A 22,981-nucleotide genomic window follows, 5' to 3' on the forward strand; every position below is an offset into this window, starting at 1 on the left:
GGTGTGAGGTCGGCGTTGGCATGAGTAACGTAGGACACGAGGGCCTCCTGGGCATCGAGATGAGTGTGGTAACCCAAATCGATACCGGAGGCCCTCGCCCTTTACATCACGCCACGCTGTTCACAACGTCCGTGGGAATTACAGCTAGCGGCTAGTTCAGCAGCGCGTCCACAAACTGCTCGGCGTCGAACGGGGCGAGGTCGTCCGCGCCTTCGCCCAGGCCGATCAGCTTGACCGGGACGCCGAGGCTCTTCTGGATTGCGACGACGATGCCACCCTTGGCGGTGCCGTCCAGCTTGGTCAGGACGATGCCGGTGATGTTCACCACCTCGGCGAAGACCCGGGCCTGGTTGAGGCCGTTCTGGCCGGTGGTTGCATCCAGGACCAGCAGGACCTCGTCCACTTCGGCGAGCTTTTCCACCACGCGCTTGACCTTGCCAAGTTCGTCCATGAGGCCCACTTTGTTCTGCAGCCGGCCGGCGGTGTCGATCATGACGACGTCGACCTCCTGGTCGATGCCTGCCTTCACGGCTTCGTAGGCCACCGAGGCGGGGTCGGCCCCGTCAATGTCGGATTTGACCGTGGGAACGCCCACCCGCTGTCCCCACGTGGCCAGCTGTTCGGCGGCCGCGGCACGGAAGGTGTCCGCGGCACCGAGGATCACGTCCTTGTCCTCGGCCACCAGCATGCGCGCCAGCTTGCCCACCGTGGTGGTCTTGCCTACGCCATTGACGCCAACCACCATCATGACGGCCGGCTTGTCCCCGTGGCGCTGGACATTGAGGGTGCGGTCCATGGTGGGGTCGACCACCTTAATGAGTTCCTCGCGGAGCATGGCCTTGACGTGCTCCGGGCTGCGCGTGCCGAGCACCTTGACGCGTTCGCGGAGGGCATCCACCAGCTGCATGGTCGGTTCCGTGCCGAGGTCCGCCAGGAGGAGGGTTTCTTCCACCTCGTCCCAAACGTTTTCGTCGATCTTGTCGCTGGAAAGCAGCGCCAGCAGGCCCTTGCCCATGATGCTGTTGGACCGGACCAGGCGTTCGCGCAGCCGGGTCAGGCGGCCTGCTACGGGCAGGGGGGTTTCAACCGGAATGGTTTCCAGTCCGGCGGCATCGTCGGGGACCGTGGTGTCAACGCCGTCAAGGTCCGCTTCGGCGGGTGCTGTCCGCTCCGCCGGCCGCTCCGCCGTGGCAGTGTCGTCGGCCACGAGGGTGCCGCCACCGGGCCGGAGTTCGGGGTCGTTCGCGTCACGCGTTCCCGGGTAGCGGTTGATGTTCTTCCGCGTCTTCACCAGGACCGGGATCAGGGCTCCGACAACCACCAGGGCACCGAGAATGGACAGGATTATGGGAAGGATGTCATTCACTCCCCTAGCTTCTCACAACCGCCGGAGCCCTTTCCCGCTCCGGCAGGGAGCTGACCTGCCCTGACTCAGAGGTCCACCCGGCGGTTTCGCAGCGTCGGTCAGGCAACCACGTTCAGTTGTCGTTCCCCAGGCGCTGGCTGATCACCGTAGAGACACCGTCGCCGCGCATGGTGACTCCGTAGAGGGCGTCTGCCACTTCCATGGTGCGCTTCTGGTGGGTGATGACAATGAGCTGGCTGGACTCGCGGAGCTCTTCGAAGATGGTGATCAGCCGGCCCAGGTTGGTGTCGTCGAGGGCGGCCTCCACCTCATCCATGACGTAAAACGGGGAGGGCCGGGCCTTGAAGATGGCCACGAGCAGGGCCACCGCTGTCAGGGACCGCTCCCCGCCGGACAGCAGTGACAGCCGCTTGATCTTCTTACCCGCGGGACGGGCCTCCACTTCGATTCCTGTGGTGAGCATGTCTGCAGGGTCAGTCAGGACCAGCCGGCCTTCGCCGCCGGGGAACAGCCGGTCAAAGACCCGGACGAACTGTGCCTGGGTGTCCTCGAATGCCTCGGTGAACACCCGCTGGACCCTGTCGTCCACTTCCTTGATGATGTCCAGCAGGTCCTTGCGGCTGGCCTTGAGGTCCTCCAGCTGGGTGCTGAGAAACTGGTGGCGCTCCTCCAGCGCCGCGAATTCCTCCAGCGCCAGCGGATTGACCTTGCCCAGGCTGGACAGGTCGCGTTCGGCCTTCCGGAGGCGTTTCTCCTGTTCAGCCCTGACGAACGGCACGCCCTCGACGATGGCTTCACCGGTTTCGTCCACCGGCGCACGGAGGGCAGCCCATTTGTCACCCGTCTCCCCTGCCGGAACCGGAACCGCAACGTGGGGGCCAAACTCCGCCACCAGGGCGTCAGGGGTGATCCCGAGTTCATCGACGGACCGCGTTTCCAGGGCTTCGATGCGGGCGCGCTGCTGGGCCCTGGCGAGTTCGTCACGGTGGACGTTATCGGTCAGTTCGGCAAGCTCCTTTGCAAGCAGCTCGTTCGCGGCACGGAGTTCCTGCAGCTCCCGGTCCCGGCGTTCGCGGTTTTCTTCTGCCAGGTCACGCGCGTGCCGCGCCACGTCGACGGACACGTCCACGAAGTCCAGGGCCGAGTCCACTGCGGCCCGGACCGCGGCGGCCCGCCGGGCCTCGATGCGCCGGCGCCGCGCCCTTTCAGCTGCCTCCTCGCGGGCACGCCGTTCAGTGGCGGCGGCACGTTCCAGTGAGGCAACGCGGTTGCGTGTGGCCGCCACCTGCTCCTCGGTGCTCCGCAGCGACAACCGCGCCTCAACCTCGGCAGCACGGGCGGCCGAGGCAGCCGTCGCGAGGGCATCACGCTCCGCCGTTGACGGTTCCTGCTCGAGCGGCACCTCCTGCGCGGCGGCAAGCCGGGCGGTGATGGCCGCGAGCGCCTGCTCCTCGGACTCCACGTTGGCCTCGGCACGGGCCAGAGAGGCCGCCAGCCGGTCGCTTTCGCCTACGGCGCTGCGGAGTACTGAGTTGAGGTGTCCCAGCCGCTCGGCTACTGCGGCCAGCCGCGCGTCGGACTCGTGCAACCTGTCCAGGGCGGCATCCGCCTTTTCCTGCGCTCCGGCGCGCTTCGCCTCGGCGCCGGCCAGGGCGAACCTGTTGCGCTCCAGGGCCGCGGTTACCTGCCCAAGTTCCCTGTCGGCGTCGTCCACGGCGGCCTGGACTTCCAGGAGTGACGGAGCCTTCGCCGAACCTCCGGTAACGGACACGGCGGTGAAGACGTCACCCGCGTGGGTAACTGCTGTCAGGCCTGCCTGTTCCGCCACGAGCGCCGCGGCGGACAGGATGTCGGGTACGACGGCGGTCCGGCACAGCAGGTGCCGCACCAACGGGGTGTAAGCGTCGGCGGTGTCCACGAGTCCGGCGGCCAGAACCGCACCTGCGGGGAGTACAGGGGCGGGCGGAAGGTCTTCGTGCAAAGTGCCGGAGGGGGCCAGCAACAGCGAGGCCCGGCCGGCGTCGTCGTCCTTGAGCATCTGCAGGACGGACTCCGCGGTGGACGGGTCCTCGACCAGGAGCGCCTCGGAGGCTTCCCCGAGTGCCGCGGCGATGGCGGTTTCGAATCCGGCCCGCACCCGCAGCTCACCGGCGAGCGCGCCCTGGACCCCGCGAAGCCCGGACTGCAGGACGTGCCTGGCTGCGTCTTTCCGCTCCAGGCCGAGCTTCAGCGCCTCAAGGCGGGCTGCGAGGGCGTCGCGCCGGCGGATGCCTTCGTTGACTTCTGATTTGAGGTCCGAGATTTCCTGCAGCACGGTATCCAGCTCGTCGCTGGCGGCCTCGTATTCGGCGTCGAGGGATTCCTCGCCTTCCTCCACGCCCGCCACCTGGTTTTCCAGGGCGGTGAACTCTTCCTGTGCCCGGGCACGCCGCCCGGCGCCCGCGGCCAGCGACTCGCGCAGCCGGCCGAGTTCTGCCTGGGCGGACTCCACCCGGGAGCGGGCTGCTCCAACCTGGCCGGCGAGGCGCGCCAGGCCCTCCCTGCGGTCGGCGACCGCGCGCAGTTCACCGGTGAGCCGCTGGTCCTCGGCCTGGGCTGCACGCTCCGCTTCCGCTTTGGCCGCCGTTGCTGCTTCAAGGGCAGTCCGCCGGCCCGCGAGTGAGTGCTCAAGTCCGGCCAGTTCGCTGCCTACGCGCGCCGCCTGCCGGTCCAGCTGCTCGGGATCCCGGCCCCCGGACGGTGCGTCGTCCACGGATCCGAGCACGCGGCTCCGTTCCTGGGCCAGTGATCCGAGTGAACGGAGCCGCTCCCGTGCGGCGGTGAGCCGGTACCACGTGTCCCGGGCCGCGTTGAGGCGCGGCGTTGCCTCTGCTGCGAGCTGCTCCAGGGCTGCCTGTTGCCGGCGCCCGGACTCCAGTTCCTGCCCCACGATGGTGCGCCGCTCCTTCAGGGCGGCTTCGTCGGCGACGTCCTGCTCCAGGACCTGCTGCAGCTGCACCAGGTCATCGGCCAGCAGGCGGGCGCGGGCGTCCCGGACGTCGAACTGGACGCGCTGGGCGCGGCGTGCCACTTCGGCCTGCTTGCCCAGCGGCGTGAGCTGCCGGCGGATCTCGCCCGTCAGGTCCGAGAGGCGCTGCAGGTTCGCCTGCATTGCCTCGAGTTTGCGCACCGTCCGTTCCTTGCGCCGGCGGTGTTTGAGGATGCCGGCGGCTTCTTCGATGAAGCCCCGGCGGTCCTCGGGGGTGGCGTGCAGGACCCGGTCCAGCTGGCCCTGGCCCACGATGACATGCATTTCCCGCCCCATGCCGGAATCGGAGAGCAGTTCCTGGATGTCGAGCAGGCGGCAGCCGGCACCGTTGATGGCGTACTCCGAGCCACCTGTGCGGAACAGTGTCCGGGAGATGGTGACTTCGCTGTACTCAATGGGCAGGGCGCCGTCAGTGTTATCAATGGTCAGCGACACGTGTGCCCGTCCCAGCGGAGGGCGGCCGGAGGTGCCGGCGAAAATCACGTCCTCCATTTTGCCGCCGCGGAGGGTCTTGGCGCCCTGCTCCCCCATCACCCAGGCCAGTGCGTCCACCACGTTGGACTTACCGGAGCCGTTGGGGCCCACCACGGCAGTGACTCCCGGTTCGAAGTCGAAGGTGGTGGCGGAGGCAAAGGACTTGAACCCCCGGACGGTCAGGCTTTTGAGGTGCAAGGCTTTTCGGGTCTCCTGGACGGGGCTGGGCGGCTGCTTGGCGGTCCTAAATCTACCGGGTTGCCGCCGAAAGTCCCGGATCCGGCGCCGCCTGTCCCGCCCGGCCCTGCAGGAATCCGCCGGCAGTTGGGCCAGGACGCGTCATCGGACCACGGCCGGAGACCAGGCATGCTCGATGAAGAGTTCGGGTGTCGCTCCGGGCCGTGCGGACAGGGACCAGATGTCGCTGTCCTGGCCGGTGTCATCGCGGGGAAGGCCATAGAGGATGGTGTTGCCGTCCAGCCATTCGATCTGGTCGTCAATGTTCCGCTGTTCGTCCAGCACGGTGACGTTCCCCGTGGCGAGGTCCAGCACGGCGGGGTGGCGATCACCAACCAGGGTCCCCGAGTCACTTTTCTTGAACGCGATCCGCTTGCCGTCCGGGGAGATGGACGGGCATTCCACCCCTGAGGCAACCACTGTCAGCGTCCGCTCTGCCAGGTCGCCGCGGACCAGCCAGATGTTCCCCTGGGATGAGGCGGTGGCGTAGAAATCGTTGGGCGAGCCCGGGACGAACGTCACGCCCCAGATGTTCCGGTCTGTGGCCTTGATCCGGGTTCCGTCCGACATCAGGGCGAAGGTCTCGAGGTTTCCGTGGACGGTGCCGTCTGCGCCGCGGATCACGGTCTCCGTGGAGAACCCGGCGGATGCGTAGGAGTGGCCGGCGACGAAGACGGTGCTGGCAACGAGGTCTCCGTCGGGACTGATCCGGGTCCGGCTGGGGATGCCCCCGAGTGCCCAGCCCTGCAGCGGCTGAAGCGCAGGGCCAAAAAGGCCTGCCTCGAATCTGGTGGGAATCCCGCTCTGCGTCGCCAGGCAGCTGACAATCTGCCGGGTGGCATAGACGCGGTCGCATGCGTGGCCGGAGAGGAACCGTTCCCCCGACGGATTGGCGAGTGGTGCAAAGGCGGCTTCACCGTACCCCCGGCCTGCCGCGGTGTTGCGAAACATCACGAAGGGTTCCGCGGGGAGGGCGTTCGCAGCAGCGACCTGGACCGCGGGCACGGAAGCCTGGCTGTTTCTGGCCTCCTGGAATGCAGTGGCGGCGTAAGCTCCGGCCGCGGCCAGGGCCAGGAGCGTGACCGCCAGCAGCGCCACTATCCGCCGGGGGACGCCGGCAACGGACCGAAGGTGGTGACCCGAAGCTTCAGCCGGCCCGCCGCCGTCGCCCGTTCCTTCCTGGCGGGCGGGCCGGACCTGCCGGGGCCGGCCGCTCATGACACAGTCCGCGGGGTGCGGCGCAGGAGTACCGTCGCTGCGCCAAGGGCCGGGAGAAGCAGGACAGCCACGCAGGCCGCCGCCGCTGCCGGACCTGCGGCGTACCACAGCACGCCGAAAGCAGCCGCGGATACCATCCGGCTCAGGGCCACCACGGTTTGGGCCGTCCCAAGCGCGATGCCCAGATGTTCCGGTACCGCCAGCTGGGAGACTAAGGCAGCCAGGACCCCGTCCGTTGCGGCATAGAACAGGCCGAGCAGCAGCAGGCAGCCGAGGGTTGCTGCCGTGCCACCGGCCGGGACGGCAGCCAGCAGGTAACAGGCGAAGAGCGCCAGGTGGCCGGCCAGGAACATTGGCACCCGGCCCCAGCGGTCTGCCAGGCGCCCGATGGGGATCGCGAAAACGAGGAATGCGGCGTTGGTGCCCACGAACAGGAGGGGGAACCACTGCACGGGAAACGCTTCGCGGCTTTGCAGGAGCAGGTACACGAAGCCGTCACCAATGGTCAGCAGGCCCAAGAGGCCTGCTGCAACGAGCAGCCGTGGCAGGCCCTGGACCTTGAGTGCCCGCCATGACGTCCGGGACCAGCCCGCTTTCGGTTGCCGCGCGGGCGCTTCGGCCAACTGTTCCCGCGTTGTGGCCTCCGGCGCCGGCGGTTTGCCGGGCCATACCGTCCTGTTGGGCACCGCCAGCAGCAGCACGGCGACACCGATGACGGCAAACGCCAGCGACACCACGAAAACGCTGCTGTACCCGTTGGGAATGAGTGACAGCAGCGCGAACGCAATCAGCGGCCCGGCGGCAGCGCCGATGTTGTCCAGCATCCTGTGGACACCGAAGGACCGCGCAAGGTAGTCGGGCTGGGCTTCCGCAGCGATCATGGCGTCGCGCGGGGCGGTACGGATGCCCTTGCCAACCCGGTCACCGGTAACAATGGCTGCGACCGACCAGAACCCGCCGGTGAAGAGGAAGCCCACGCGGGCCACCATGGAGAGCCCGTATCCGGCCACGGCCACGCTCTTGGGCCGGCCCGTCCGGTCGGAGACCCAACCGGCGCCAATCCGGACGATGGCGCTGGCGCCCTGGTTGATGCCGTCGATAATTCCGAAGGCAATGGTGGAAAGCCCCAGGAACCCCGTGACATAAAGGGGAAGGACGGCGGCCACGGACTCCGAAGAGATGTCAGTGGCCATGCTGACGATGCCAAGCCAGATGATCACCGGGGACAGGCGGAATGCTGCGCGGGTGGCGGCAGGGACAGTGTCCGCCTGGTCCTTGCGGTCCGACATCGATATGTACAACGGCTGCCCGTCCCTCAATGAGCTGGGATGGCGTTGCACTGCCGCGGGCCGCGCACCGCCTGTTCCGGGCCAGCATTTCAGCCGGTGGCCGCTTGGGGAATCAAGAAAACCGAAACTTTTGGTTGGCGTTACCAGCGTCCGTTGCGGGGACGCGGCTGGCACACCGGGCACGTGTAGGAGGACCGGTTCATGAACTGATCACGCCGGATGGTGGCGTGGATTCCTGCGGCCGCGCATCGTTTGCAGGGCTCGCCTTCCCGCCCGTAGGCGTTGAGCGACCGGTCAAAGTATCCGGAGGCGCCGTTGACGTTCACGTACAGGGAATCGAAGCTGGTTCCGCCGGCGGCCAGGGCATCGAGCATGACCTCACGGGCGCTTTCGATAAGGCGGAAGGCGTCAGCCCGCCGCAGCTTGTCGGTGGGCCGCGCGTAGTGCAGCCGCGCACGCCAGAGGGCCTCATCCGCGTAGATGTTCCCTATGCCTGAAACCAGCCCCTGGTCCAGGAGCGCCCGCTTCAACCCGGTTTTCCGCGCACGGAGGCGCTGGTAGAAAAGGTCGAACGAGAACGCCGGGTCAAGGGGATCCCGGGCAATATGGGAAGCTTCTTCGGCGATCAGCGGAAGGGGTGACTCCGCGAGGCCGCCGGGGCCGCCGTCGTCGGTGGGAACCAAAGCGGTGACGAAGAGCCCACCGAAAATGCGCTGGTCCACGAACCGCAATTGGGCGGGCATGCCGTCCCTGGGGCTGAGATGGAGCCTGACTTTCAGGTGCTTTTCGTCAGGGACGTCCCCATCCTGCATGAGCAACTGCCCGCTCATGCCAAGGTGGGCCATCAGCGCCACCTCCGGTGGTGGGGCATGCCCGTTGCCTGCCGCCTGCTGGTCTGCGGAACCATCGTCTAACGGGAGCCAAAGGAATTTGCCCCGCCGGACGACGTCGGACACAGTGGCACCCTGCAGGTTGCCGATGAAGTCCTCCACGCCCAGGGCGTGGCGGCGGATGGAGCGGGGGTCCAGGACTTCGACGGACTCAATGGTCCTGCCGCGGACCCAGCTCACCAGGCCGCGGCGGACCACCTCCACCTCGGGCAGTTCAGGCATGGGAGCCTACTTGGCGGCGGCGGAACCGGAGGACTTAACGGCGCCGTCAGCGGCACCCGGTCCGGACAGGACGCGCCACGCATCCGCCGCGGCCTCCTGCTCCGCTTCCTTCTTGGAATGGCCGGCGCCCTTGCCGTACGGCTTGCCGCCGATGTTCAGGACAGCGCTGAAGGTGCGTGCGTGGTCCGGCCCCGCACCCTCCACTGCATAGTGGATGGATCCAAGCTGCCGGCTTGCCGCAAGCTCCTGGATGCTGGTCTTCCAGTCAGTCCCGGCGCCCAGCACGGCAGCATCCTTGAGCAGGGGTCCGATCAGGCGCATGACCAGCTGGCGCGCGGTCTCAATGTCGTTGGAGACGTAGGTGGCACCGATCAGCGCTTCCATGGTGTCAGCGAGGATGGAGGCTTTGTTCTTCCCCTCCGTAAGTTTCTCGCCCTGTCCCAGGTAGATGAACTCGCCGATGCCAAGGCTCCGGCCGATGTTGGCAAGCGCACGCGTGCTGACAACGGCCGAACGACGCTTGGCCAGCTCGCCCTCGGGGAGATCCGGATTGTCCCGGTAAAGGGAATCCGTGACCGAGAAGCCCAGGATTGAATCACCCAGGAATTCCAGCCGCTCGTTGGTGGGGATCCCACCGTTTTCGTAGGCGTAGGAACGGTGTGTGAGCGCAAGACGAAGCGTCCCGGCGTCAATAGTGACACCGAGACGCTTCAGAAGCTCTTCAGTTGAAGACATCAGTCAGCCTGAGTGGCCGATTAGACGTCAGCGACCTTGCGGCCCTTGTACTCAAGGAACAGCGCAGTGCCAGCAGAGTCGGTAACGACCTTAGCCTGGTGCGGCAGGCTGTAGGTGACCTGGCCGTTTTCAACAGTCTTCACCAGGTGGGGGGCGGTCGCCTTCCACTGCGAGCGGCGGGCGCGGGTATTCGAGCGAGACATTTTCCGCTTCGGGACAGCCACGGCTAACTCATTTCTCTCTAGACAAACACGTACAAATCAATTTTGCCGGTCAGGCTTAGCCATATCAGCTAGGGCAGCCCAGCGAGGATCCAAGACCTCGTGGTGGTGCCCCGGCTCGTCTTCCAGGCGTACTCCGCATTCGGAGCAAAGGCCCTGGCAGTCTTCCCGGCACACCGGCTGGAACGGCAGGTTGGTGACAACCGCGTCCCGCAACACCGGTTCAAGATCGATTACATCGTGCTCGACTCGACGTTGCTCTTCATCTTCTTCTCCGTCAGAAAGCTCAACGCCTTCGTAGAAGAAAAGTTCTTGCACATTGACCTCAAGGTCATACGCAAGGGGATCCAGGCATCGACCGCATTCCCCGGTTACACCGGCGATGACGGTTCCTGATACCAGAATTCCTTCGTGTACGGCCTCCAGCCTCAGGTCCAGCTCGACATCCGAGCCTTCCTGAACACCAATGAGCGCCACACCAAGATCACCCGGTGCGGGTACATGTTCCTTCAGTGTCCGCATGCTTCCCGGGCTGCGCCCGAGGTCCTTGACGTCGAACGCCAGGGGCGAACCAGCATCTCTTTTAATGAGAACTCCTGTTGAACATATGACCGACGTACCATCTTAGCCTGAAGAGCCACGGGGACTCAAACCGGCCGGCGATACCGCCGAAGTACCGGACCAGCCTACCGCCTGGGCTGCTGATTTGCCGAAGGCTCGCCCGCCAGCAGCCTCCGCAGCACGGACCGGGGAACGTACTCGGAGACGCTGCCGCCCAGCCCGGCCACCTCCTTGATGAGGGTCGACGACAGATGGATGTAGTGGGCTTCGGCAGGCAGGAAGACAGTTTCCACGCCGCTCAGTTGCCTGTTCATCGTGGCCATGGGCAGTTCGTAATCAAAGTCCGAGGAGGACCTGAGGCCCTTAACGATGGCCGAGACGCCCCGCTGGCGGCAGTATTCAGCCAGCAGCCCCTCACCTACGGGTTCCACCACAATTCCCTTGAGGGACGCGAGGGTCTCGCGCGCCATTTCGAGGCGCTCATCGAGGCCGAACCGGTACTTCTTGGCGTAGTTGGTGGAGATGGCCACAATGACTTCGTCGAAGAGACCGGCAGCGCGGGCAATGACTTCGAGATGGCCGTTATGGATGGGATCAAAGGATCCGGGGCAGACAGCTCGTCTCATGCTCCGAACCTACCCCATGCGAAGCCCGGGATACCATGACTGGATGCATGCGTCACGGGAACTTTCCGCGCCTTCTGCCCCCGCTCCATGGCAGCGGACCGCCCTGGGAGCGAACCTCCTGGCCGCTGACGGCGGGCTTGGCGTCACGATCTTCGAGGAGATGACCAACCTCGCGGTCCAGACCGGGGCGATCAACCTGGGCCAGGGTTTCCCCGACGAAGACGGCCCGCAGGAAATCCTCGACGCCGCACGGGACGCCATCGCCGCGGGCGCCAACCAGTACGCGCCCGGTAAAGGTATCCCCCAGTTGCGTGCCGCGGTGGCCGCACACCAGGAACGTTTCTACGGGCTGACCCCGGATCCTGACACGGAGGTCCTGATCACCACCGGCGCCACCGAGGCCATCGCCGCCTCGCTGCTGGCATTTACGGGACCCGGAGATGAAGTCCTCACCCTTGAACCGTTCTACGACTCGTACGGCGCAGTGATCGGGTTGTCCGGCGCCACGCATGTCACTGCGCCGCTGCTTGCGCCCGATTTCATGCCGGACCTGGCCGCCCTTGAGGCCGCCTTCAGCGAACGGACCCGCGTGGTCCTGCTGAATAATCCGCACAACCCCACCGGGGCGGTCTTTCCCCGTGAGGTGCTGCAGAAGATCGTAAACCTGGCGCAGTTGCACGACGTTCTGATCATCACCGACGAGGTCTATGAGCACCTCACCTTCGGGGTCCGCCATATTCCGGTGGCGTCCCTGCCCGGTGCGGCCGAACGGACCATCACCATCTCCTCCGCCGGGAAGACCTTCTCCCTCACGGGTTGGAAGATCGGTTGGCTGACAGGGCCCGAAGAGCTGGTGGCCGCCGCGCGGACCGTGAAGCAGTTCCTCACCTACAGCTCAGGCACCCCGTTCCAGCCCGCCATAGCAGCAGGGCTGGGCCTCCCGGATAGTTTCTACCAGGGAATTGCGGCCTCGCTCGAGCACAAGCGCGACATCCTCAGTGAGGGGCTGCGCGCCGCCGGCTTCGGCGTCTACACCCCGCAGGGCACCTACTTCGTCAACGTAGACACGGCGCCACTGGGCATCACCGACTCGGTGGACCTCGCGCGGCGACTGCCCGGGCTGGTAGGGGTGGCTGCCATCCCGGTGCCGGTGTTCTGCCACCCGGAAGGTGCCGAACGCACGCGCAGCCTGCTCCGCTTCGCCTTCTGCAAGAAAGCGGACGTCCTCGAAGAGGCAGCCGGCCGGCTGGCCACGCTCAGCAGCAGGCTCTGATGGCGGCCGGCAACCCCGGGCACGCCTCCCGGTTCCTCCGCGCCACCGGCCAGCACGCCACCATCGAGCCGGACGCATTCACCGACGGCAGCTATGTGCTCAGCATCGGCGGGGCAGAGCAGTCGCACGTGAACCTGTCCCACCCCGAAGACATCTTCTACGAGTACCTTCGCCGGATCGGCCACCTGGTTGACCTGGCCGCCCCCACCGGAGCGCCAGTCCGTGCGCTGCACCTGGGAGCGGGCGCGCTGACCCTGGCCCGCTACATCCAGGCCACCCGCCCCGGCTCCAAGCAGTACGCGGTGGAGCTGGAACGCGAGCTGCTGGATTTCGTCCTGCGGGAACTGCCCCTGTCTGAGGGAACGGACCTGCACGCCATCATCGGCGACGCCCGGCAGGCACTCGGTGACCTTGACCCGGAGCTCACGTTCGACGTCGTCATCCTGGACATCTTCTCCGGGCCGGAAGCGCCGGAGCACATCGCCTGCGCCGGCTTTTACAGCGAAGTCCGGGCGAAGCTGGGACCCTCGGGGCTGCTGGTGGTCAATGTGGGGGACGAGCCCGCGCTCACCCTGGTCCGAAGCCAGGTGGCCGCGCTGCGCGAGACCATGGCGGACGTTGCGGCCTTCGCCGAAACCGGCATGTTCGAGGGCCGGTACCCGGGCAACATCATCCTGGCCGGAACCCAGGGGGCCTGGCCGCAGGACTGGACCGCCCAGCTCACTGCCCGGGGTCCGCACCCGGCGGGCGTGCTGGCGGGAGTGGACCTGGACCGCCTCGCCCCGTAGCCGCCCGGCCCCTCAGCGTCATCCGGGCCGAATGAGGCTGCTAGGACTCCGCAGCGGCCGGTAGGTCATCGCTTTCAATGGCGTCCGGCACGTAGGGCTCAACGAACCAGAGCCGGGTTTCGCCGTACTTCTTCTCGGCGAACCGTTCCAGTTCGGCGGGCCAGTCAGGTTCGGGCGAGCGGGAGGACCGTTCCACGACGACGACGGCGGACGGAGCCAGGTGCGCTGCGAGTTTCCGCACTACAGCGGCGAGCGCCACTTCGTCGAGCGGGTATGGCGGGTCCAGGAATACCAGGTCCCACGCTGCCGACTCCGCGGCACGGTCCAGGAAAGGCTCCACCTTGGACCGGTGGACGGTTACTGCCTTGCGGCCCATAACGCCGTTGATCAGGTCCGCGTTGCGCTGGCAAACCGCGCTTGCCTTGGCATCGGACTCGACAAGGTCCACGCTGCCGGCTCCCCGGCTGCCGCTCTCAACCCCCAGCGCACCGGACCCGGCGTAGAGATCCAGTACGCGGGCTCCGGCGATGACATCGAAGGCATCCAGGCGGGAGAAGAGTGCCTCCTTGACGCGGTCGGTGGTGGGACGGGTCAGTGAGCCCGGGACAGAGGACAGCGGGGTGCCGCCGGCCGCCCCTGCGATGATCCGGCTCATGCTGGCACCCGCTGTCCGGCCGCGGTCCTGCTGCTTCCGGCAGGGTCCTTGCTAACCGCGTTCAAGGAACGCCTCCTTCTCGGGGTTGAGGTATCTGTCGATGGCATCCGCCAGCTCAGGGTGGGCAGCAAGGGACGGATCGCCGGTGACGATTTCCTGGGCGTCGGACCGGGCCTGGGCAATGATGTCTTCGTGCTCCAGGACGCGGAGGAGCCTGAGCGTGGACCGCCCGCCGGACTGGGAGGCGCCCAGGATGTCGCCCTCCCGGCGCAGCTTGAGGTCCTCCTGGGACAGGACGAAACCGTCGGTTGTGGCCGCCACCGCCTCAAGCCGACGCCGGCTGGGATGCCCGCGTTCCAGCGAGGTGACCAGGAGGCAGGTCCCGGGAAGCCCACCCCGGCCCACCCGTCCCCGAAGCTGGTGCAACTGGGAGATGCCGAACCGGTCGGCGTCCAGGATGACCATCATCGTTGCGTTATGGACGTCCACGCCCACCTCGATCACGGTGGTGGAAACGAGCAGTTTAACGGAGTTGGCCGCGAAGCCTGCCATGGTGGCCGATTTGAGGTCCGGGTCCTGGCGTCCATGCAGCGGGGCCACGGACACGCCGGCGATGGATGGTTCGTCCTGCAGCTGCTCGACGACGGCTGTCACGGAGGCAAGTTCCCGCCCGTTCTCCTCGAGGTCGGCGGCGGCCGGCTCCGCTTCGCCCGGGCTGAAGTCGCCGTCGTCGTCGGTGCCGATCTTGGGGCAGACAACGTAGACCTGGTGGCCGGCATCAATTTCCTCGCGGGCGCGGGCCCAGATCCGCCCGGCCCAGCCCGGGTTCTCTGCCAGGCCGACCAGATGGGTGGAAATGGGGGCACGGCCCTTGGGAAGTTCGTCCAGGGTGGAGGTTTCAAGGTCGCCAAAGACGGTCATGGCCACGGTGCGCGGGATGGGTGTAGCGGTCATCACCAACAGGTGCGGAGGTTTCCTGGCCTTCGCCCGCAAGGCATCGCGCTGCTCCACGCCAAAGCGGTGCTGCTCGTCCACCACGATCAGTCCCAGATCGTAGAAGGACACGTTGTCACTCAACAATGCGTGGGTACCAATGACGATCCCCGCTGTCCCTGACGCGGCGTCCAGCATGGCCTGCCTGCGGGCCGCGGTAGGCATGGAACCCGTCAGCAGGGTGACCTGCACCGCTTCCCCGTCCGTGCCGCCGAATGCGCCGAGCAATCCATCCCTGGACAACGGGCCGAGGGTCCGGCGGATGGAGTCGAAGTGCTGGGCGGCGAGGACTTCCGTTGGAGCCAGCAGGGCGGCCTGGCCTCCGGCGTCCACCACCTGCAGCATGGCCCGCAGCGCCACGACGGTTTTACCCGAACCCACTTCGCCCTGCAGCAAGCGGTTCATGGGGTGGTCAGCGGCGAGCCCGGCCGCCAGGGTCTTACCGACGGCGGCCTGGCCGTCGGTAAGCGTGAAGGGAAGGTTGCGGTCGAATGCAGCCAGCAGGCCGTCCTGGACCGGTCGCCTGGCCGTCGCTTCCTCAGCGGCCAGCTGGGACCGCCGCCTGGCCAGGGCGGACTGCAGCACCAGCGCCTCCTGGTAGCGGAACCGGTGGCGTGCGCGTTGCCAGTCCACGGCGCTTTCCGGCTCATGGATCAGGCGGTAAGCCTCCGCGAGCGGCAGGAATTCCTCCCGCGCGGAGACGGTCTCCGGAACGGGATCCGGAAGGGCGTCCAGGTCCACCGTTTCGAGCAGGGTGGCGATGACCTGCTGGATCTTCCAGCTGGGCAGCTTTGACGTGGCCGGGTACACGGGAATGGGCATGGCAGCGAGTTTCTCCGGGTCATCGCCGCCGGCCGTGAAGGGGTCCGAATCCAGTACCTGGAAATCAGGGTTGGTCAGGCCGAGGGACCCCTTGAAACTGGTGACCTTGCCCGAGAACAACGCCCGGCGGCCGGGCTGCAGTTCGCTCTTGGCCCGGAAAGCGTTGAAGAAACTTATTTTCAGGGTCCCGGGGACCTTGCCGTGGAAATCAGTACCGCCCACCAGCTTCAGGCCGTTCCGGCCGTCATCGTCCGAGATAACGACGTCGGTGATGGTTCCCTTGCGTGCCTGCATGGAACGGGTATTGCTCGAGAGTACGCGCGCGATGAGGGTTACTTCTTCGTCACGCGGCAGTTCGCTGATGGGCGTCAGTTCGCCGCGTGCCATGTACCGCCGCGGAAAATAGTTAAGCAGGCCCTCAACCGTGCTGATGTTGAGGTGTTTTTCGATGACCCCCGCTGAACGCTTGCCGATGCGGCGTTCGAGGGCGAGGCCGGGCTCAGCGTTCATGCCCACCGGAGTCCACTGCCTCCTGGAGCGCCTGGCTCCGGTGGCCGGACGTGTCAGACAGGGCGCTGATGGACATGTCGGTGGGCGTCCCCAGGGTGCGGATCAGTTCCACTGTGGGCCCCGGCGTGGGGACGTGCACGTGGACCCGCCACCGGTAGGTGCCATCGCCGGCTTCCCCACCGCCCAGCTGGCTCATGATGACAGAGTCGCCCAGCTCGTCCAGGTGCTGACGAAGCGTGGCTGCGTCCAGGGGCGAAAGGCTGATGGTGCACATGACCTCCACGCCTTCGTCCACCGGCATGCTGGAGTGGATGTGGGGGTCCTGGACGCTGTAGCCGTGAAGGTCATCGAGCAGCGTACCCTGCAGCTCCTCCCCCAGCACCACGGAACGGAGGCAGTCCAGGATTAGCAGCAGCCCCACGCCACCGGCATCCACCACCTTGGCTGCCTGCAGGGCATCGAGCTGGTCCTCCGTGGAGACGACGGCGGCCAATGCCGCGGCCACCGCGGCGTCCAGCGTCACTCCGAGGGCGTGGTTACTGTCGTCTCCGGGGTGCAGGGCGTCGATCTCTCCGGCCGCCAGGGACGCGGCTTCCATCACAGAAAGCATGGTGCCGGGCACGGGATCGCTCAAAGCGGTCCAGGCGCGGATCTGGGCCCGGTGCAGGGCTGTTGCCAGCAGGGCCGAACTGAGGCGCTGCTGCCCCGCCAGGGGTTCCGCCGCCGCGCAAAGGAAGACGGAGAACAGCGTCCCGGAGTTGCCCCGGGCTTTTTCCAGGGCTGCCTGGCCCGCGTGGGTCAGGACGGCGCCGACGTCCGTGACTGACGGGTCCAGCGCGTCCAGGGCATCGGAGGCGGCCCGGACCGTGAGGTAGAGGTTGGTGCCGGTGTCGCCGTCCGCGACAGGGAAGATATTGATGGCGTTGAGGCGGTCACTGTGGTTGCCCAGCGCGGTTTCCGCTTTGTTGAGCCACCGCCTCATAGCCTGGGCATTGGCGGCGATCTTAGTCTGCAAAGTGGTCCCATCCCCCGGTGTCCGCGGCCCGGCCCGCAATCGTCACGCGCGGACCTTCGTCGATTCCCAGTGCTTGTACCGAGCCTATCGCAGTGAATCCGGGAGGAAGCTGAACGTCCGGCGGGAAGGTGGCGAGCAATCCATGGTCCTCGCCCCCACCCAGCAACCACGTCCCTGCATCCGTATGCAGCAGGTCCGCGGCAGGTTCCAGGGCAGCGGCCAGCAGGTCCAGCCTGTCAGGATCAAGGTCCACGCAGACGCTGCTGGCCAGTGCGATCCGGTTTCCATCCCGCAGCAGGCCATCCGAGACGTCCAGCATTGCGGTGGCACCTGCCGCCCGTGCCGCAGGCCCGGCGGCGAGCGGCGGTACGGGACGGCATTGGAGGTCCACCAGGCTGCGCTGCTGCGGATCCAGCCGTCCTACCTGGACCGGGGACTCCAGGAGGGCCAGGCCCGCAGCGGCGCGGCCCGCCGTACCTGCCAGGGCAAGGACGTCCCCGGGCCTGGCGCCCGAGCGGAGGACCGGCTGCCCGCCGTCGAGCGTTCCGAGCACTGCCACGGTCACGGATATCTCTCGGCCCCGGCCAAGGTCGCCGCCTGCCACCGAACAGCCCGACGCTCCCAGTTCCCGGATCCCGGCGGTGAGGCCGTCGGCCAGTTGCTCCACCCAGGCAACAGGAGTGTCCGGCGGCAACGTGAGGCTTACCACCATGGAAGTGGCCCGGGCACCCATGGCGTTGATGTCGCTGAGGTTCTGGGCCGCAGCCTTCCAGCCGACGTCAAACCCCGTGGTGCAGTATCCGTTGGGCCAGGTGAGGCGGAAGTCCTGGTCCTGCACCTGGGTGTCGATGCTGATAACCGTCCTGGCGTCAGGTGCGCTGATGATGGCGGCGTCGTCGCCGGGGCCGAGGAGGGTGGCGGCGGAATGCCCTGCGTCCATCGCCAGGCGGGGGAAGATCCGTGCCAGCAGCTCGGCCTCGGAGAGGGCGGCAACCACCGGAGAATCTGCTTCAGTCATAGGCTTTTCAGGCACCCCACTACGCTACAGCGCGGCACTGACATTCCAGGAAGGGCAGGTGTTGGCCGGAGCTTGGGTGAGCTGCCGGCTGTTCGGATGGGGTACGGCGATGTCCGGAACACTCCGTTCCGGCGATAGGCTTGGACCATGCCCCGCCCCCACCCGTCCCTGCCCCGCCGTGCTGCCCGGACGGTGCTCATTGGGGCCATGGTTGCCCTCCCGCTGGCAGGCTGTTCTCCCGCCGTCGACGTTGCCCCCGCCCAGGACGCCGCCAACCCCGCCTGCGCACCGATGATGGTGGCCCTCCCGGACACCATTGGTGAGGCGAAGCGGCGGCAGACCAACAGCCAGGCCACCGCGGCCTGGGGCGATCCGTCGCTGGTGATCCTGCGCTGCGGCGTGAACGTTCCTGGCCCCACCACGGACCGCTGCGTCACCGTCAACGGCATTGACTGGGTCATCAAAGAGGGCGATCCGGTGTGGACGCTCACCACCTATGGCCGCGAACCCGCCACCGAAATCCTGATGGATCCGGACAAGATCAGCTCAGCTACGGTGCTGGCCGACCTCGCCACGGCGGCAGGCAAGGTACCTGCCGGCCGCAACTGCGTGGGCCAGCAGGAACTGCAGGACCTGCCCCAGAGCCAGTAGGCCGGTTTCGGCACGCCCAGCCTCCAGGAAAAGCGCAGATCAGCGCAGTCCGGTCTTCCGGTTCAGGGCCAGGTGGATCAGCTCGTCGATCAGATCGGCATAGCCGAGCCCGGACGCAGCCCACATCTGCGGGTACATGCTCTTGGGCGTGAACCCGGGCATGGTGTTGATCTCGTTGATGATCAGGTCGCCGTCAGGCGTGTAGAAGAAGTCAACGCGGCTCAGGCCTTCGGCACCGACAGCATCGAACGCTGCGGCGGCGAGGTCGCGCACCCTGGCGATGGCTTCATCGGGAATGTCTGCCGGGCAGCTCAGCGACGCGGCGTCGTCCTCGACGTACTTGGCATTGAAGTCGTAGAACTCGTGGCCGCCGCCGGCCACGGAAATCTCGCCGGGCATGGAGGTCCGGGGCGCATCGGTTCCACGGCCTTCCAGCACGGCACACTCGATTTCCCGGCCGACGATGCCGGCCTCGATGACCAGTTTGAGATCGTGCCGGCGCGCTTCCTCGATGGCTGCATCCAGCCCTTCCAGCGAGTCGACTTTGGAGATACCCATGGAGGAACCAGCCCGTGCAGGCTTGACGAACACGGGGAAGCCCAGCCGGTCGACCTGCTTCCGGACAGCCTCGGGGTCCTTCTGCCATTGCCTGTCGGTAACGGCGACATAGGGCCCAACATGGAGGCCGGCCGATTCGAAGACAACCTTCATGAAGTGCTTGTCCATGCCCACGGCGGAAGCCAGGACCCCGGCGCCGACGTAGCGGGTATCCGAGAGTTCCAGGAGCCCCTGGATGGTTCCGTCTTCACCAAATGGCCCGTGAAGGAGGGGAAAGACCACGTCCACAGTGCCCAGTTCCTGCGGAACCTCGTTGGGGGCAGCGACGATCAGCTGGTGCTCTCCTCCGATCTCAGCCAGCGTGACGGTCTGGTCGGACGGCGCCACCTCAGGCAGCGCCGCGCCGGCAAGGGACCACTGGGCAGTGTCACCGCCGGCCAGTACCCACTGGCCGGATTTGGCGATCCCGATGGGGATGACCTCGTACTTGTCCTTGTTAATAGCGCCGAGTACTCCGGCGGCGGTGACGCAGCTGACGGCGTGCTCGCTGGACCGGCCGCCGAACAGGACCGCTACCCGCGGTTTCGGAAGCCGGGCCGGCTCCCCTGACGTCAGGTTGTTGTGGGACATCGTCAGTCATCACCTTCAGGTTTCAATTCCCGGGACAGCAGGACGGGTCCCAGTTGGTCAACGGACAGCTTGCCGGCCAGCACGGCCACAACGGCGGCGGTGATAGGCATTTCCACGCCCAGCTTGCCCGCCAGTTCGTGCACGGCCTGGCCGGATTTGATGCCTTCGGCGGTCTGGGTCATCTTCTGGCCCACCTCCTCCAGCGTGAGGCCCTGGCCCAGCAGCCTTCCCGCGGTGTGGTTCCGGGACAGCGGCGATGAGCAGGTGGCCACGAGGTCGCCCAGTCCGGCAAGCCCGGCCATGGTCTTGGCTTCACCGCCGAGGGCCAAAGCGAGGCGCGACGTCTCGGCCAGGCCGCGGGTGATGACGGAGGCCTTGGTGTTGTCCCCCATCTCCTTGCCTTCGCAGATTCCGACGGCCAGCGCAATGACGTTCTTGACGATCCCGCCGATCTCCACGCCCACCACATCAGATGTGGTGTAGGGACGGAAATAGGGGGCCGTGCAGCTGCGCGCCAGCCAGCCGGCGACGGCGGAATCGGCGCAGGCGACCACCGAGGCGGTGGGCTCCTCCCGCGCAATTTCCATGGCCAGGTTTGGACCGGAAACGACGGCGATCCTGCCGGCCTCGAGGCCGAGCTCCTCGCTGATGACCTGGCTCATGCGCGCGTCGGTGCCGAGCTCGAGGCCCTTCATGAGCGAGACCACCACAGCATCGGGGGCGATGAGGTGGCGCCACTCCCGCAGCTGCGGACGCAACGACTGTGCGGGGACGGCAAGGACCACAAGGTCGGCCCCTCGGAGCACGTCCGCGACGTCGGTGGACGCCGTGATGCTGCCCGGCAGCGGCACGTCCTTGAGGTACTGGTGGTTGCGGTGGCTGTTGTTGACCTGCTCAACCACCTCACCCCGGCGGCCCCACAGCCTGATCTCACGAGGGGTACCGGCCGCCGTGGCGGCGTCGGCCAGGATCTTCGCGAACGTTGTTCCCCAGGAACCGGCGCCCAGGACGGCGACGGAGCGGGCTGAACCCGCCAGGTTCAGGGTCACTGCTCGTCCGGCCCGTTGCCGGGGTGCTGGCCGCCGCGCTCCATGAAACGACCGTGCTTGGACTGCTGCTTCCTTGCCGGATCCCAGCGCTCGGCGGGCGGTTCCTCGCCCCTTAGGCCGGCGAGGAGGCCGGTGATGGAATCCATGATGGCTTCGGTGGCTTCCGTCAGCGTGGCCTTGTCCAACGGCCGGCCGGCGAAGGCGCTCAGGTCCACCGGGTCACCGATGACCACCCTGGATGTTTTGCGGGGGAAGATGTGGAAGCTCTTGCCGTAGCGCGGAAACACCTCGTGCGCTCCCCAGTGGGCGATCGGGACTACCGGGATGCCGCCTTCGAGCGCGAGCCTGGCTGCTCCCGTGTGGCCCTTCATCGGCCACAGGTCCGGGTCACGGGTGAGGGTGCCTTCGGGGTAGATGATGATGGCACCGCCTTCGGCCACGATCTCCTGGGCCACCTGCAGCGACCGGTTCGCTCCCGCCGTCGAACGTTCCACCGGGACCTGCTTGGTGGCGTGCAGGAGCCAGCCGAGCGCGGGAACCTTGAACAGGCCGGCCTTGGCGAGGAAATGCGGCGCCCGTTTCTGGTTGTACAGCATGTGCCCCACCACCAGCGGATCGATCTCCGTGCAGTGGTTGGGCGCAGCGATGAATCCACCGGCGGGAAGCTTTTCAAGGCCTTCCCATTTCTTGCTCATCATGATGTTCAACAGCGGCCGGGCGATGCCGGCGATGAACACGAATGTGGCCCTGCTCTTGGCAGATTCCTTCACGGCAGCCCGCTACTTCGCGGCAGTGATGTCGAAATCGGCACCCAGCCCGGCCAGCTTCTCCGTGAAGCGCTCGTAGCCGCGGTTGATGATGTCGATGCCCGTCACCCGCGAGACGCCGGTGGCGGCCAGTGCGGCAATGAGGTGGCTGAACCCGCCGCGCAGGTCCGGCACGTCAATGTCGGTGCCCTTGAGCTGGGTGGGCCCGGAGATGACCGCCGAGTGCAGGAAGTTGCGCTGCCCGAACCGGCAGGGAACGCTGCCCAGGCATTCGCGGTGCACCTGGATGCTGGCGCCCATCCGGATGAGTGCGTCGGTAAAGCCGAAGCGGTTCTCGTAGACCGTCTCGTGGACGATCGAGACGCCCTCGGCCTGGGTCAGCGCCACCACCAGCGGCTGCTGCCAGTCGGTCATGAATCCGGGGTGTACGTCGGTCTCAAGCACCAGTGGGTTGAGCTTCCCGCCGGGGTGGTAGAACCGGATGCCGTCCTCGCCGATGTCCATACCGCCGCCCACCTTGCGGTAGGTGTTCAGGAAGGTCATCATGTCGCGCTGGGAAGCACCCTCGACGAAGATGTCGCCGCGCGTGACCAGGGCAGCGGACGCCCAGGACGCCGACTCATTGCGGTCGGAGAGGGCACGGTGGTTGTAGCCGCCGAGGTCGCGGACGCCCTCGATGCGGATGGTGCGGTCAGTCTGGACGCTGATGATCGCGCCCATCTTCTGCAGCACGGCGATGAGGTCGATGATCTCCGGCTCCGTGGCGGCACCGCTCAGTTCGGTGATGCCCTCGGCGCGGGTGGCGCTAAGCAGGACCTGCTCGGTGGCGCCCACGGACGGGTACGGCAGGGAGATCTTGGCGCCGTGCAGGCCCTTGGGGGCAGAAATATGGATCCCGCCCGGGCGCTTTTCCACCACGGCGCCGAACTGGCGGAGCACGTCCAGGTGGTAGTCGATGGGGCGGTCGCCGATCTTGCAGCCGCCAAGGTCCGGGATGAAAGCTTCGCCAATGGCGTGGATCAAGGGGCCGCACAGCAGGATGGGGATCCTGGAGTCCCCGGCGTGGGCATCGATGGCCGTGCTGGACGCCGTCTTTGCTGCCTTCGGATCAAGGGTAAGGTCCCCGCTGACCGGGTCCTTCTCCACCGTCACGCCGTGGAGCTGCAGGAGGGAGGTGACAACCTCCACGTCCTTGATCTCCGGAACGTTCCGCAACACCGACGGTTCGTTGCCCAGCAACGCCGCCACCATTGCCTTGGGGACAAGGTTCTTGGCCCCCCGGACGGTGACGCGGCCAGTAAGCGGGACTCCGCCGCGGATTGTCAGAACACTACTCATATACCGGTTTCCTCACGATTACTCGCCCCCAAATCCTTGCAAAGGCT

At 66.8% G+C, this 22,981-nt stretch carries 20 protein-coding genes; 3 read left to right on the top strand and 17 right to left on the bottom strand.

The genetic code is table 11. The features are described from left to right. Nucleotides 1-151 precede the first annotated feature (151 nt). The 9 genes from ftsY to coaD all read right to left on the bottom strand — a co-directional run bounded on the left by ftsY (nucleotide 152) and on the right by coaD (nucleotide 10,867). Nucleotides 152-1,366 (bottom strand): signal recognition particle-docking protein FtsY, encoded by a 1,215-nt coding sequence (gene ftsY, locus AC1DBN_RS02845; RefSeq protein ID WP_056085331.1) that lies wholly within the window; start codon nucleotides 1,364-1,366, stop codon nucleotides 152-154. Nucleotides 1,367-1,478: 112 nt separating this feature from the next. Continuing rightward, on the bottom strand, nucleotides 1,479-5,066 hold the full coding sequence (gene smc / locus AC1DBN_RS02850) for a chromosome segregation protein SMC (RefSeq protein WP_477722539.1): 3,588 nt from the start codon (nucleotides 5,064-5,066) through the stop codon (nucleotides 1,479-1,481). Nucleotides 5,067-5,207: 141 nt separating this feature from the next. After that, nucleotides 5,208-6,323, bottom strand: a complete 1,116-nt coding sequence (locus AC1DBN_RS02855) for a TolB family protein (protein WP_477722540.1) — start codon at nucleotides 6,321-6,323, stop codon at nucleotides 5,208-5,210. Next, nucleotides 6,320-7,612 (bottom strand): MFS transporter, encoded by a 1,293-nt coding sequence (locus AC1DBN_RS02860; protein ID WP_477722541.1) that lies wholly within the window; start codon nucleotides 7,610-7,612, stop codon nucleotides 6,320-6,322. Before AC1DBN_RS02860 ends, AC1DBN_RS02855 begins: the two co-directional genes overlap by 4 nt. Nucleotides 7,613-7,752: 140 nt before the next feature. After that, entirely contained in the window at nucleotides 7,753-8,724 is a 972-nt protein-coding gene (gene mutM, locus AC1DBN_RS02865) for a bifunctional DNA-formamidopyrimidine glycosylase/DNA-(apurinic or apyrimidinic site) lyase (RefSeq protein WP_091720931.1), read from the bottom strand. Between the two features lie 6 nt (nucleotides 8,725-8,730). Continuing rightward, nucleotides 8,731-9,459 (bottom strand): ribonuclease III, encoded by a 729-nt coding sequence (gene rnc, locus AC1DBN_RS02870; RefSeq protein ID WP_091720934.1) that lies wholly within the window; start codon nucleotides 9,457-9,459, stop codon nucleotides 8,731-8,733. A gap of 20 nt (nucleotides 9,460-9,479) precedes the next feature. Further along, nucleotides 9,480-9,683 carry a 50S ribosomal protein L32 gene (gene rpmF, locus AC1DBN_RS02875; protein ID WP_009356569.1) on the bottom strand — a complete coding sequence of 68 codons (204 nt, stop codon included), beginning with the start codon at nucleotides 9,681-9,683 and terminating at the stop codon, nucleotides 9,480-9,482. Nucleotides 9,684-9,719: 36 nt separating this feature from the next. After that, on the bottom strand, nucleotides 9,720-10,244 hold the full coding sequence (locus AC1DBN_RS02880; RefSeq protein ID WP_091720936.1) for a YceD family protein: 525 nt from the start codon (nucleotides 10,242-10,244) through the stop codon (nucleotides 9,720-9,722). A gap of 122 nt (nucleotides 10,245-10,366) precedes the next feature. Further along, entirely contained in the window at nucleotides 10,367-10,867 is a 501-nt protein-coding gene (gene coaD / locus AC1DBN_RS02885; RefSeq protein ID WP_091720938.1) for a pantetheine-phosphate adenylyltransferase, read from the bottom strand. Nucleotides 10,868-10,910: 43 nt separating this feature from the next. Between coaD and AC1DBN_RS02890 the strand changes: the two genes are divergently transcribed. Continuing rightward, nucleotides 10,911-12,140: an aminotransferase class I/II-fold pyridoxal phosphate-dependent enzyme gene (locus tag AC1DBN_RS02890; RefSeq protein WP_477722542.1), complete on the top strand. Its 1,230-nt coding sequence runs from the start codon at nucleotides 10,911-10,913 to the stop codon at nucleotides 12,138-12,140. Beyond that, the gene (locus AC1DBN_RS02895) at nucleotides 12,140-12,928 is read left to right on the top strand and encodes a spermidine synthase (protein ID WP_477722543.1); all 789 of its coding nucleotides are present in this window, start codon (nucleotides 12,140-12,142) and stop codon (nucleotides 12,926-12,928) included. The genes AC1DBN_RS02890 and AC1DBN_RS02895 overlap by 1 nt, the downstream gene beginning before the upstream one ends. A 40-nt stretch (nucleotides 12,929-12,968) precedes the next feature. Here AC1DBN_RS02895 and rsmD read toward each other — a convergent pair whose 3' ends face one another. Genes rsmD through thiL form a run of 4 tightly spaced genes read right to left on the bottom strand, consistent with a single transcriptional unit; the run spans nucleotide 12,969 to nucleotide 17,941 of the window. Next, complete coding sequence (gene rsmD, locus AC1DBN_RS02900; RefSeq protein WP_091720943.1) at nucleotides 12,969-13,583, bottom strand: 16S rRNA (guanine(966)-N(2))-methyltransferase RsmD; 615 nt, start codon at nucleotides 13,581-13,583, stop codon at nucleotides 12,969-12,971. A 51-nt stretch (nucleotides 13,584-13,634) separates the two neighbouring features. Next, a complete protein-coding gene (locus AC1DBN_RS02905; protein ID WP_477722544.1) occupies nucleotides 13,635-15,908 on the bottom strand; it encodes an ATP-dependent DNA helicase RecG in 2,274 nt (757 codons plus the stop codon). Next, entirely contained in the window at nucleotides 15,898-16,890 is a 993-nt protein-coding gene (locus AC1DBN_RS02910; protein ID WP_477722545.1) for a DAK2 domain-containing protein, read from the bottom strand. Before AC1DBN_RS02910 ends, AC1DBN_RS02905 begins: the two co-directional genes overlap by 11 nt. A 22-nt stretch (nucleotides 16,891-16,912) precedes the next feature. Next, nucleotides 16,913-17,941, bottom strand: a complete 1,029-nt coding sequence (thiL, locus tag AC1DBN_RS02915) for a thiamine-phosphate kinase (RefSeq protein ID WP_477722546.1) — start codon at nucleotides 17,939-17,941, stop codon at nucleotides 16,913-16,915. A gap of 147 nt (nucleotides 17,942-18,088) precedes the next feature. Here thiL and AC1DBN_RS02920 point away from each other — a divergent pair, with 147 nt between their 5' ends. Next, complete coding sequence (locus AC1DBN_RS02920; RefSeq protein ID WP_477722547.1) at nucleotides 18,089-18,592, top strand: DUF3515 domain-containing protein; 504 nt, start codon at nucleotides 18,089-18,091, stop codon at nucleotides 18,590-18,592. Nucleotides 18,593-18,631: 39 nt separating this feature from the next. On the opposite strand, the gene AC1DBN_RS02925 is transcribed toward AC1DBN_RS02920, so the two are convergent. From AC1DBN_RS02925 to murA, 4 genes are read right to left on the bottom strand one after another with little or no spacing between them, the layout of a single operon-like run. Further along, the gene (locus tag AC1DBN_RS02925; RefSeq protein ID WP_091720954.1) at nucleotides 18,632-19,780 is read right to left on the bottom strand and encodes a D-alanine--D-alanine ligase family protein; all 1,149 of its coding nucleotides are present in this window, start codon (nucleotides 19,778-19,780) and stop codon (nucleotides 18,632-18,634) included. A gap of 2 nt (nucleotides 19,781-19,782) precedes the next feature. Next, on the bottom strand, nucleotides 19,783-20,829 hold the full coding sequence (locus AC1DBN_RS02930) for an NAD(P)H-dependent glycerol-3-phosphate dehydrogenase (protein WP_091720956.1): 1,047 nt from the start codon (nucleotides 20,827-20,829) through the stop codon (nucleotides 19,783-19,785). Further along, entirely contained in the window at nucleotides 20,826-21,599 is a 774-nt protein-coding gene (locus tag AC1DBN_RS02935) for a lysophospholipid acyltransferase family protein (protein WP_477722548.1), read from the bottom strand. The genes AC1DBN_RS02930 and AC1DBN_RS02935 overlap by 4 nt, the downstream gene beginning before the upstream one ends. Nucleotides 21,600-21,608: 9 nt before the next feature. Beyond that, complete coding sequence (gene murA, locus AC1DBN_RS02940; RefSeq protein WP_091720961.1) at nucleotides 21,609-22,934, bottom strand: UDP-N-acetylglucosamine 1-carboxyvinyltransferase; 1,326 nt, start codon at nucleotides 22,932-22,934, stop codon at nucleotides 21,609-21,611. Nucleotides 22,935-22,981 lie beyond the last annotated feature (47 nt).

It is taken from the genome of Pseudarthrobacter sp. 10T415 (assembly GCF_056394175.1).

Coding starts and splice junctions, on each gene's coding strand:
- AC1DBN_RS02910 (WP_477722545.1), bottom strand. CDS start 16,890: ATGAGGCGGTGGCTCAACAAAGCGGAAACCGCGCTGGGCAACCACAGT.
- rnc (WP_091720934.1), bottom strand. CDS start 9,459: ATGTCTTCAACTGAAGAGCTTCTGAAGCGTCTCGGTGTCACTATTGAC.
- AC1DBN_RS02890 (WP_477722542.1), top strand. CDS start 10,911: ATGCATGCGTCACGGGAACTTTCCGCGCCTTCTGCCCCCGCTCCATGG.
- thiL (WP_477722546.1), bottom strand. CDS start 17,941: ATGACTGAAGCAGATTCTCCGGTGGTTGCCGCCCTCTCCGAGGCCGAG.
- mutM (WP_091720931.1), bottom strand. CDS start 8,724: ATGCCTGAACTGCCCGAGGTGGAGGTGGTCCGCCGCGGCCTGGTGAGC.
- AC1DBN_RS02895 (WP_477722543.1), top strand. CDS start 12,140: ATGGCGGCCGGCAACCCCGGGCACGCCTCCCGGTTCCTCCGCGCCACC.
- AC1DBN_RS02925 (WP_091720954.1), bottom strand. CDS start 19,780: ATGTCCCACAACAACCTGACGTCAGGGGAGCCGGCCCGGCTTCCGAAA.
- coaD (WP_091720938.1), bottom strand. CDS start 10,867: ATGAGACGAGCTGTCTGCCCCGGATCCTTTGATCCCATCCATAACGGC.
- murA (WP_091720961.1), bottom strand. CDS start 22,934: ATGAGTAGTGTTCTGACAATCCGCGGCGGAGTCCCGCTTACTGGCCGC.
- AC1DBN_RS02855 (WP_477722540.1), bottom strand. CDS start 6,323: ATGAGCGGCCGGCCCCGGCAGGTCCGGCCCGCCCGCCAGGAAGGAACG.
- AC1DBN_RS02905 (WP_477722544.1), bottom strand. CDS start 15,908: ATGAACGCTGAGCCCGGCCTCGCCCTCGAACGCCGCATCGGCAAGCGT.
- AC1DBN_RS02920 (WP_477722547.1), top strand. CDS start 18,089: ATGCCCCGCCCCCACCCGTCCCTGCCCCGCCGTGCTGCCCGGACGGTG.
- rsmD (WP_091720943.1), bottom strand. CDS start 13,583: ATGAGCCGGATCATCGCAGGGGCGGCCGGCGGCACCCCGCTGTCCTCT.
- AC1DBN_RS02860 (WP_477722541.1), bottom strand. CDS start 7,612: ATGTCGGACCGCAAGGACCAGGCGGACACTGTCCCTGCCGCCACCCGC.